Consider the following 10,151-nt stretch of genomic DNA (forward strand, 5'->3'; position numbering starts at 1 on the left):
CGTAATAGTTGCCTACGAAATGCAAATTAACCATTGAGATGACATTATCATCGCCTAAAATACTTAATTATTAATACTTAAGGATATCATTATGAAACTTACTAAAATTGCTGCCATTGGTACATTAGCACTTTCAGTTGCAGGCCTGAGTGCTTGTAACAGCATGATGCCAGCGGACGGTGACAGTGCCTCGACTGAAGCACCTACCAGTAGTCAAGAAGTGTCAGATACGCAAGCAATGTCAGATATGAATGTGGTACAAGTTGCACAAAGTAATGCTGATTTCTCATTGCTTGTTGAAGCGGTAGAAGCTGCTGGTATCGCTGCACCGTTATCTAACCCTAACGCTAACTTCACTATATTTGCGCCGACCAATGAAGCATTTGCACAAGTGTTGCAAGAAACAGGTATGACGAAAGATCAACTGTTTGCCAACAAGCCATTGCTAACTAAAATCTTGGGCTACCATGTGATCAACGGTGCTGCACCAGTATATGCGGCAGACGTGAAGCCAGGCACTATTACCATGCTGAGTAAAGATGCACTCGTGGTTACCGATCAAGGCCAATTAAAAGATGAAAATGGTCGTACGGTTAATATTTTAGAAACCGATATTGCTGCTAACAATGGTGTAGTACACGTTATCGATAAAGTCCTGCTTCCTAAATAATTCTTGGTGAAAACCTGCTAGCTGTACAAGCTAATAATAGCGCCGTACACGTGATTGATACAGTGTTGCTACCTAAGTAAGCAGTAATTAAAAAATAATCAGTTAAAATCGTAGTTATTGATGTAACAAGTTTGGCGTAATCGGCACTGGTTCAATTGGTATCGTTTGCAACAAATAAATTATTCACTGTTATATTCATTAACTGAGAAACTTATTTGTTAATCAAATAATGTAATTGACCATTCATTGATAAGGAAATACCCATGTTAAAGAAAAACTTACTATCTATCGCTGTTGTTACAGCTGCCATGTCATTAGCCGCTTGTAATGATACAGAAACCACAACTGATCCAGTTGAGCCTGAAACGACTACTGAAGAAGCGGTTGTAGAGCCAATGGCTGAAACTGATGCAATGGCCGAAACTGATGCAATGGCCGAAACAGATCCAGCGGCTGAGACTGACATGATGGATGAAACTGCTGCTACGCAAACTATTGCTGAACTTGCTGCAGGCAACGAAAATCTAACCATTCTAAACGCGGCATTACAAGCGGCTGGTCTTGACACTATGTTGATGGAAGAGACCAAGCATACTGTATTTGCACCAACAGATGATGCATTTGCTCCTGTATTAGAAAGCTTGGGCGTGACCAAAGAAGCGCTATTGGCTGATACAGACTTGCTCAAAAAAGTACTTCCTTACCACGTGTTAGCGTCAGAAGTATTGGCTGCTGACATCCCTTATGGTACTGATATTGAGACTGCTAACGGTGCAACTATTTCTATCAGCGAAGATAATGTCATCACTGATGCTACTGGTAACACAGCCAATATCACAGGTACAGATATTATGGCAACTAATGGTGTGGTTCACACTATCGATGCGGTATTAATGCCTGAATAAGTTGTTTTTATAGACTGAGTTTTATCATTTATCAATGACATCGAAGAAGCCTAGCTAGCGAGCTGGGCTTTTTTGTGTCTTGCTTATGGTAAGCAAGCTACAGTCAGTGAACTACTAAACCGCTACGGTGTCACCATCCTTAGAGGGAGCACCTTTACAGTCCACAGTCACCTGCTTTGTAACTATTTTAGCGTTCTTCGATGATACATTGTTTGAGATTGATGCTGAGCGACTTTGTAGAGAGATTAGAGACTATTGAGCGACCATAAAAAAGCCCGAGACGACGGCCTCGGGCTTTAGTTAATATGATTACGTAACCACTGTCTTAAAATGTTGTTTAGACAAGTAGTTGAGCTTGCTTATTTAACTTCTTTGTTTAGTGGGTCAGCAGCCATTCTTTTTTCCAATTCTAGATGACGCTCTTCCCAGTAAGTCGCATTCTTGATACCGAATTTCTTAGGGTCAAAAACAAATCGTTTGGCAGTCGTACCACCACCTGCTTTGAGCTGTGCTTCGTAATCTCGTAAGATATCGATAGCAGGACGAGCGACAAAGAAGATCACGATGATGCCAAGGATGTTCAACCAAGCCATCAGGCCAACACCAACATCGCCAAGTCCCCAGATAAAACCTGAGCTGTTTAGCGCGCCATAAGCAACCATAAACATGATAAGAAGTTTTACGATAAATTTACCTGCTTTACTAGCGCCTTGACCCATAGAGCGGGTAAGGTACGAAATGTTTACTTCAGCGATATAGTAGTACGCCAAGATAGTGGTAAAGGCAAAGAAGAATACCGCTATCGCGATAAAAGTATTACCAAAAGTACCGTAAACAGATTCCATCGCCATTTGGGTAAATGAAGGTGCGTTAATCTCAACATCTGCTGCTACGTTTTGTACCAAGAACTGGCCATCAGGCAATGTGCCTTGGATGTTGTACATACCAGTAGACAAAATCATAAAGGCAGTAGCAGAACAAACTAATAAAGTATCAACGTAGACTGAGAATGCCTGTACCAGCCCTTGCTGTGCAGGATGGTCAACGGCTGCTGCTGCGGCAGCGTGAGGACCTGTACCCTGACCAGCTTCGTTTGAGTAAATACCACGCTTAACGCCCCAACCAATAGCAGCACCGAGACCGGCTTGCGCGGTAAAAGCATCACCAACGATTGAACCGAATACTTGTGGGATCATGCTAAAGTTTGCAAACATAATAAGCAGTGCTAAGATAATATAGCCTACTGCCATAAAGGGTACAGCGTACTCAGTAAAGGTAGCAATGCGTTTGATACCACCAAAGATGATAAAGCCCAATACGACTAAAACAACGCCTAGAGCCATCATACGAGTTGTGCCAGTTTCTATACCCATAAAGTTCATCACTGAACCTTCACCAGCAACCTGAGCCACAGCATTGATGACACCGTTAGCCTGTACACCAGGTAAGAAGATACCACAAGCAACGATTGAGGCGATAGCGAATAGAATACCGTACCATTTTTGACCAAGCGCACGCTCGAAGTAATAAGCAGGACCACCACGATATTCGCCTGTTACGATATCACGCTCTTTATAAATTTGACCTAAGGTAGACTCAATATAAGCGGTTGACGCGCCTAAAAAGGCGACAACCCACATCCAAAATACAGCACCTGGACCACCGAAGCCAATGGCAGCAGCAACACCGGCGATGTTACCCATACCGACACGACCAGATAGAGAGACGGCTAGTGCCTGAAATGAGGAGATACCATCGTTATCAGGTTTCCCTTTAAATAACAGTCTGAGCATTTCTTTGAATAAGCGTACTTGTACGAAGCGTGTCATGATGGAATAGAAAAGACCAGCGCCCAAACACAGATAGATCAGTGCTGGACTCCAGATAATTCCATTTACTAAATTAACTAAACCTTCCATAAGTATGTTCCTAGTACTGTCTCGAAAGTGGCTCTGTATGCTTTAGAAGTAAACTAACTGGTTAACTTACTTATCTAAGTTAAGCAGTTAAATTAGCTACACCGACTTGTGTATCAGTCAAGTCTCATACGTGCTTAGCCACCAAGAGTGAAGTGTAGTTTTCTGAACTTATCCACTTAGTTTGTCAGTGGGATTTACTATTTATATAGTACTGATACTATCAATAGTGGATAGAACAGGCAGTTATGTAATTAAATGCTTATGCTGATGACAGCATTTAATTTGCTATGAGCAGTATCGATTGATTACACTACTGGAATGGTTGATTAGAATTACTACGTAAACACTTGATAGTTAAACGATAATCAAGAGGTTGCTAATACTAATCGTGTTATAAGTCCACTACCAAATGTATTCAAACCGTACGGCTACGTAACTGCAATTTGCCATATTTTCGTACCAATTACTAGAATTTTATTTTTTCATCAGCATATATAGTTATTCAGTACGACCCAATTTACGTAAATAACGAGTGTGTATTGCACGGATGAGTGGTGATATGCAGCGATATTCTGAGACAGCCGTAAGGAGAGAGCGGAAAGTGATTGTGTTTTGTAACCAATAATGGCAAAACCATATTTATAGGGCCATTATGGCTAGAGCAGCTTACAGGCTATAATATGAGTTACTATAGTCAGTCCAATATCTCACTGGTTATTTGTTACTTACCATTATTAGGAGAAACGATAATGATGCGAAAATCAATTATAAAACCCATTTTTCTCGCAGCAGTACTAGCAACCTCTACCGTTGGTCTCAGCGGTTGTGGTTATAACAACCTGCAAGCGCAAGATGAGCAGGTGACTGCATCATGGTCAGAAGTTGTTAACCAATACCAGCGTCGTTCTGATTTGGTGCCAAACTTAGTCAAAGTGGTACAGCAGTATGCTGAGCAGGAACAAGAAGTCTTTACGCAAGTGGCTGAAGCGCGTTCACGTGCTGGTGGTATGACAGCGACGCCTGAAGTGCTCAACGACCCAGAAGCGATGGAACGTTATGTAGCGGCGCAAGAGCAGATGACAGGGGCATTATCACGATTGATGGCAGTCTCTGAGCGTTATCCTGAGTTAAAGTCAGATGGATTATTCCAAGATTTACAAGCGCAGCTTGAAGGGACTGAAAATCGTATTGCTGTCGCTCGTAACCGTTATATCCAAGAGGTACAAAGCTATAATACAACGGTGCGTCAATTCCCAACCAACATTACCGCAAAAGTATTTGGCATGGATACTAAGCCAAATTTTAGTGTGGCAAATGAAGAAGCGATATCAACGGCACCAACGGTAGATTTTGGCGATGACGATGCAGCGACTACTCAGTAGAGCGAAATCAATAATTGCATTATATATAAGTGAAAAAGGGATATAAGTGAAATAGAGCGGCACAAGCTGCTTTATTTAGAGTAAGCGGCCGAACTTGTTATTAAAGGCATTGATAAATATATTTGATAAATATAAATGCCTATCAGCTTATCGTTGGCTCATCATAATCCGGATCTATAAAGGCAAGTAATAGTGCTACGAATGGTAGACTAAAGGTGTTCGATACTGTGTCGGATTTATATGAGATTGACTATAGTACAGATGTCATTGAGGTGGTATAGATTAGATGAATAATTCAAAAGCACTCTTATCAGTATTGCTGTTCACGCTCAGCGTCAGTGGTACGTCTATGCTGCATGCTGCAACTAATGGCAATGTTGACGATAATGCTGTCGCTATTGATAGCACATCAAGTCTGCAAGATCGTAGTGTCGAGGATTTAGTGGCACTTGCCAAAGCAGGCGAGTCCAATGAAGCCATCAATGATGCAGTACTGGGTAATGAAGCCGTCAATCCTAATGCAACTAATGATGAAACGACTACAGAAGCGCAGACCAGTGCACCAGCACCGATACAGTCAAGTGCAGAAAGTGTCGATGCGGATAAGTTGATATTGAATTCGCCAGTGGTTGATCAAGCCAATATTCTAAACTCGCAAGAGAAACAGCGTTTAGAGGCGCAGTTAAGAAGTATTTATCAGCAAGGTTTCGCCCAAGCGGCAGTGGTTATCGTTCCTACAACAAATGGTTTACCGATATTTGACTATGCACTGCAAGTGGCTGAGAAATGGCAACTGGGCAGTGAAGATATCGATGATGGTTTGCTAATGGTTGTCGCTGTCAATGACCGTGATATGTATATCTTGACTGGCTACGGGCTAGAAGGTGTGTTGCCCGATGCTGCCGTCAGTCGTATTATCCGTGAAGACATCACGCCATTGTTTAAGCAGAACGATTATGGTGCTGGGATATTGGCAGGTGTGGATGCTTTAAATGAGCGTTTAACTACTGATCCTGAAGTGTTGGCTCGTGCTGATGCGCAAGCAGCGGAACGCAGTGCCCAACAGGACGCTGATGAAGTGCCATCACCTATTTTCTTGTTTATTATGGCGATGATATTTGGTAGCTTTATTACTAATATATTTGGTCGCGTGTTTGGCTCTATCCTAACGGCAGGTGGTTTTTTTGCTGGCTCTTTAGCACTGGGTGGCGGCTTCTTCATGACGGTGATTATGGCCATATTTATCTGGATGTTTTTGATCTCACGTGGTGGTGGCGGTAAAGGTGGCTCTGGCGGTGGTCGTCGAGGTGGTGGTATGGTATTCCTACCTGGTAGCGGAGGCGGTGGCAGCCGTGGTGGCGGAGGTTTTGGTAGCGGTGGGTTTGGCGGTGGTGGCGGCGGATTTGGTGGCGGTGGTGCTGGCGGATCTTGGTAACACAGATACTAAATGACGGTTGGCAATGACGTACTTGAGGAAAAAATATAATGGCAGAAAACAACACTTCAAATCCCAGTTTTGCTCGCTGGTGGCGTCAAGTTTTGTTTGTCCCTCTATTGCATAGTAAGTGGCTGACAGTAGAAGCCAAGGCGCGTCTAACCGATAGAGTGACACGTGCAGAGCGTGGACATCGCGGTGAAGTGTTTTTGATTGTAGAAAATCATTTACCTATTCAAGAGGCTTATCATATTGACTGCCATGAACGTGCCGTTGATTTATTCAGCGCGTACCGAGTTTGGGATACTGAAGAAAACACAGGTGTTTTGGTTTACGTCAATGTTTGTGAGCATCAATTAGAGATTGTCGCCGATCGTGGTATCAGTGCGCACGTTAGCCCTACTGTCTGGCATGCAATGTGCGAAAAAGCGGTATCTGGTATTGCCAATCAAAAAATAGAAGAAAGCTTGGCTGAATTGTTAGATGAAGTCGGGCAAGTGCTGCGTCAATACTACCATCTAGAGCATGATCCAGCAGGCAATGAGCTGTCTGATACCGTGGTGTTTCTGAGTTAGCGTTTATCATGAAGTCTGATGATGATTCTCATCAGTTCTCGTTATTTGCTAGGGTTTCAGTATGAATTGAAATACAATAGCGCTTCGAGAAATAACGTATTTTTTATAAAGAATAGCTACTGGAACACTATGATAGAGTTAATTAAGAAATTACCAAAAGCAGAGCTGCATTTACATATCGAAGGCTCATTAGAACCTGAGCTGATGTTTAGATTGGCGAAAAAAAACCAGATTGAAATCCCCTATAAAGACATAGAAGATGTCCGTAACGCGTATAACTTTAATAATCTACAGAGTTTTTTAGATATCTATTATGCAGGCGCAAATGTCCTTGTGACCAAAGATGACTTTTATGATCTGACATGGGCATATATTCTCAAATGTGTTGAAGACAACGTCATTCACACCGAGATATTTTTTGACCCTCAGACCCATACCGAAAGGGGTGTGCCCTTTGCAGCCGTCATTACGGGTATCAAAGAAGCGCTGGCTGATGCCAAAGAAAAATTCGGCATTACTTCTTGTATCATCATGTGTTTCTTACGGCATTTATCACAAGAAGAAGCGTTTGCCACGTTGGACGAAGCGATGGCGTTTAAAGACGACATTATCGGTGTCGGTCTTGACTCTTCAGAATTAGGCAACCCACCTTCAAAGTTCAAAGACGTGTTTGAAAAGGCAAAAGAAGCCAGCTTTAAGCTAGTGGCTCATGCTGGTGAAGAAGCTGATTTTTCTTATATTTATGAAGCACTGGATTTATTGAATATCAACAGAATCGATCATGGTGTTCAGTCCATCAAAAGCCCAGAGCTGATGCAACGACTTAAAGATGAGCAAATGCCACTGACCGTCTGCCCAAACTCTAATATTGAGCTTAAAGTCTTTGGGCATTATCAAGAGCACAATATAAAAGAGCTGCTAGATTATGGTCTAAATATCAGTGTCAATTCAGATGATCCAGCGTATTTTAAAGGTTATATGAATCAGAACTTTATCAATATCTGTGAAAATCTGCCGTTAACGGAAGATGATATTGTTACCTTGGTAAAAAACTCGTTTAGATCGTCGTTTATAGATGACGAGTTAAAGGCGGCATATTTAGCGAAAGTGGATCTGGCACTAAAGTAAATCCAATAGGTTTTAGTATCCAAGGCTTAACGGTTTGTACGAATCGTTAAGCCTTTTTTATAATATCATTAGGACACTTTCAACAAAGTCAGTCATACCATTATCGCTATAGCGCAATAATCTCTTGTATTAATAGTGGCAAAATGACGCCCGCTTTTTCTGCTAATGTTATATCAACGAGTGTGTTTGGTGTGGGGTTCGGATTGATTTCGATGATTTTGGCACCATTTTGTTTGGCTGATTGCGCCAGTCCAGCAGCAGGGTAGACGAGGCTGGAGGTACCAATACTAATAAAGAGCTCGCAGTTCGTCGCTGCAGTTTCAGCGGTTTGCCACTCATCTACAGGCAGCGCCTCACCAAACCACACAATATCTGGTCTGATATAACCGCCACATTGATAGCAAGTCATTAGTGCTTCGTCATAACCGACAGTATCCTTGCTACTATACGAATCTCTTGCTTGATTTTGGACAGGTGTCTCGCATTGACTACACTTGTTACGCCATAGATTGCCGTGCAAATGAGTCACAGTACTGCCAGCTTGCTCGTGCAAATCATCGACATTTTGAGTGATGAGTGTTATTTGCTGATCGGAAGACTGAGCATGATATTGCCACTGTGCTAAGGCATGATGTGCTGGGTTTGGTGCTTTATCGGCGACTACTTGCCGACGCCATTGATACCATGACCATACTAGCTTTGGATCGCGGATGAACGCCTCTGGTGTCGCCAAGTCCTCTACGCCATAGTTTTCCCATAAGCCTGTTTGCTTGTCTCGAAACGTTGGAATACCGCTTTCTGCAGAAATGCCAGCCCCTGTTAAAATGCAAATACGTTGTTTCAATTTCAGTAACTTGGTGGCAAGTGCTACTTCTGCTATTAACGTTGGTGATAATTCTGCTAACATGAGCCAACCCTTGTTAATGATGGATATTTTTTCTTATGATAGATGGAATTTGGTGGCTTGTCATACTGTTTACCATTATCGCAATTTTATGGTTTGTGGCAAAATCGCGTGGAGCAAAAGCAGGCGAAAAGCATAAAGGCACAAAATCAAAAAATACAGCACCGAATGATGCTCTGCAAAAAACATCAGCGATATTAAAGCAGCACTTTCCTGATTATCAAGTCACGCGTAAGGCAAATCATTTATTAATCAGTAAGCAAGGCAACAAGATAGCGATGATGACGATTGATAAAAAGCTGGCTATAGGTCAGCGCCGTTTGGGTGATGTTCCTGTGCTTAATTACCACCGTGTGCCCAGTCGCGCCCAGTTGACTGCTAATTTGCAAGATGCAGAGTGAGACTCTCTATAGGTGAGAAATGCTAAAGTCGATAGGCATAGAAAGTCTGTTAACACCTTGATATATTGATTTGATGAGTAAGGGTTGTTTGGAGCAGTGCTAAGGAGAAGAATGCCGCAAGATTGTAAATATAATGATTGGTGCGCTCGGCGGGAGTCAATCATATAATGTAAGTTATTGATATATATGTTTATATTATTAAAAAATATTTGTATGCACAACGATATGCACAACATTTAATATGTGCTACCCCTGCTTTTTACTTCTAGTTTACGAGTGAAAAACTGGTTACAAAAATTTAAGGGCCGTACGCCAATAGTAATCGATTCCTTAAGTATGGTGAGCTTATCTACAAGCTTGATCAGCTTCAAATATAGCTGAGTTACCATAAGAATCATAAACATCTGTGATTTTGCAGCTTGTACCCTGACAGGTTGGTTCAAAGTCTTTATATTCTACAAAGTCAGCAGGGTCATATTAACTGTCTGCTCTTTTTGCTAAAAACATAAAAAGCGTACTACCAAAGAACCAGAATAAGGCCAGCCCTAAAGATATAACATTTAGCACTAACCATTGATAATGATCCTTGATCAGTAAAAGTGTATTTTTTTCATCTAAGCTATTGTGCATGGTACTAGTACCATTTTTGAACATGGGAAAGTATCCTTTTCTTTTATATATGAAGTGATATTGAATAAATATAGGAGTTGCGATGAAAGTCATAAACAACATTTCATACATATTCAACTTTCCTTTATAAAAATTTTCACTACCATAAAGATACTTGCATAAAGGTTTTAAATTTTTCTGGGTGTAACGAATAACTAGTTGC

10 protein-coding genes are annotated in these 10,151 nt (G+C 41.6%); 7 read left to right on the forward strand and 3 right to left on the reverse strand.

Annotation, left to right across the window (positions count from 1 at the left end; translation table 11 throughout):
* The first annotated feature begins 91 nt into the window (after positions 1 to 91).
* Entirely contained in the window at positions 92 to 670 is a 579-nt protein-coding gene (locus ACT3QP_RS12925) for a fasciclin domain-containing protein (RefSeq protein ID WP_444525786.1), read from the forward strand.
* Positions 671 to 933: 263 nt separating this feature from the next.
* Complete coding sequence (locus ACT3QP_RS12930; protein WP_444525787.1) at positions 934 to 1,575, forward strand: fasciclin domain-containing protein; 642 nt, start codon at positions 934 to 936, stop codon at positions 1,573 to 1,575.
* Positions 1,576 to 1,934: 359 nt separating this feature from the next.
* Here the strand turns inward: ACT3QP_RS12930 and ACT3QP_RS12935 are convergent, their stop codons facing one another.
* Positions 1,935 to 3,494 (reverse strand): alanine/glycine:cation symporter family protein, encoded by a 1,560-nt coding sequence (locus ACT3QP_RS12935; protein WP_444525788.1) that lies wholly within the window; start codon positions 3,492 to 3,494, stop codon positions 1,935 to 1,937.
* A 749-nt stretch (positions 3,495 to 4,243) separates the two neighbouring features.
* Between ACT3QP_RS12935 and ACT3QP_RS12940 the strand changes: the two genes are divergently transcribed.
* From ACT3QP_RS12940 to ACT3QP_RS12955, 4 genes are all read left to right on the forward strand, one after another.
* A complete protein-coding gene (locus ACT3QP_RS12940) occupies positions 4,244 to 4,876 on the forward strand; it encodes a LemA family protein (RefSeq protein WP_444525789.1) in 633 nt (210 codons plus the stop codon).
* Between the two features lie 286 nt (positions 4,877 to 5,162).
* The gene (locus ACT3QP_RS12945; RefSeq protein ID WP_444525790.1) at positions 5,163 to 6,311 is read left to right on the forward strand and encodes a TPM domain-containing protein; all 1,149 of its coding nucleotides are present in this window, start codon (positions 5,163 to 5,165) and stop codon (positions 6,309 to 6,311) included.
* 50 nt (positions 6,312 to 6,361) lie between these two features.
* Positions 6,362 to 6,886: a TPM domain-containing protein gene (locus tag ACT3QP_RS12950; protein ID WP_444525791.1), complete on the forward strand. Its 525-nt coding sequence runs from the start codon at positions 6,362 to 6,364 to the stop codon at positions 6,884 to 6,886.
* A 129-nt stretch (positions 6,887 to 7,015) separates the two neighbouring features.
* Positions 7,016 to 8,014 carry an adenosine deaminase gene (locus ACT3QP_RS12955; RefSeq protein ID WP_444525792.1) on the forward strand — a complete coding sequence of 333 codons (999 nt, stop codon included), beginning with the start codon at positions 7,016 to 7,018 and terminating at the stop codon, positions 8,012 to 8,014.
* Between the two features lie 106 nt (positions 8,015 to 8,120).
* Here ACT3QP_RS12955 and ACT3QP_RS12960 read toward each other — a convergent pair whose 3' ends face one another.
* Positions 8,121 to 8,921, reverse strand: a complete 801-nt coding sequence (locus tag ACT3QP_RS12960) for an SIR2 family NAD-dependent protein deacylase (RefSeq protein WP_444525793.1) — start codon at positions 8,919 to 8,921, stop codon at positions 8,121 to 8,123.
* Between the two features lie 35 nt (positions 8,922 to 8,956).
* Between ACT3QP_RS12960 and ACT3QP_RS12965 the strand changes: the two genes are divergently transcribed.
* Entirely contained in the window at positions 8,957 to 9,319 is a 363-nt protein-coding gene (locus ACT3QP_RS12965; RefSeq protein ID WP_444525794.1) for a hypothetical protein, read from the forward strand.
* 477 nt (positions 9,320 to 9,796) lie between these two features.
* Here the strand turns inward: ACT3QP_RS12965 and ACT3QP_RS12970 are convergent.
* A partial coding sequence (locus ACT3QP_RS12970) for a hypothetical protein (protein WP_444525795.1) occupies positions 9,797 to 10,151 on the reverse strand: 355 nt, incomplete at its 5' end.

This window comes from Psychrobacter sp. AOP7-B1-24 (assembly GCF_052376215.1).
GTDB lineage: Bacteria > Pseudomonadota > Gammaproteobacteria > Pseudomonadales > Moraxellaceae > Psychrobacter.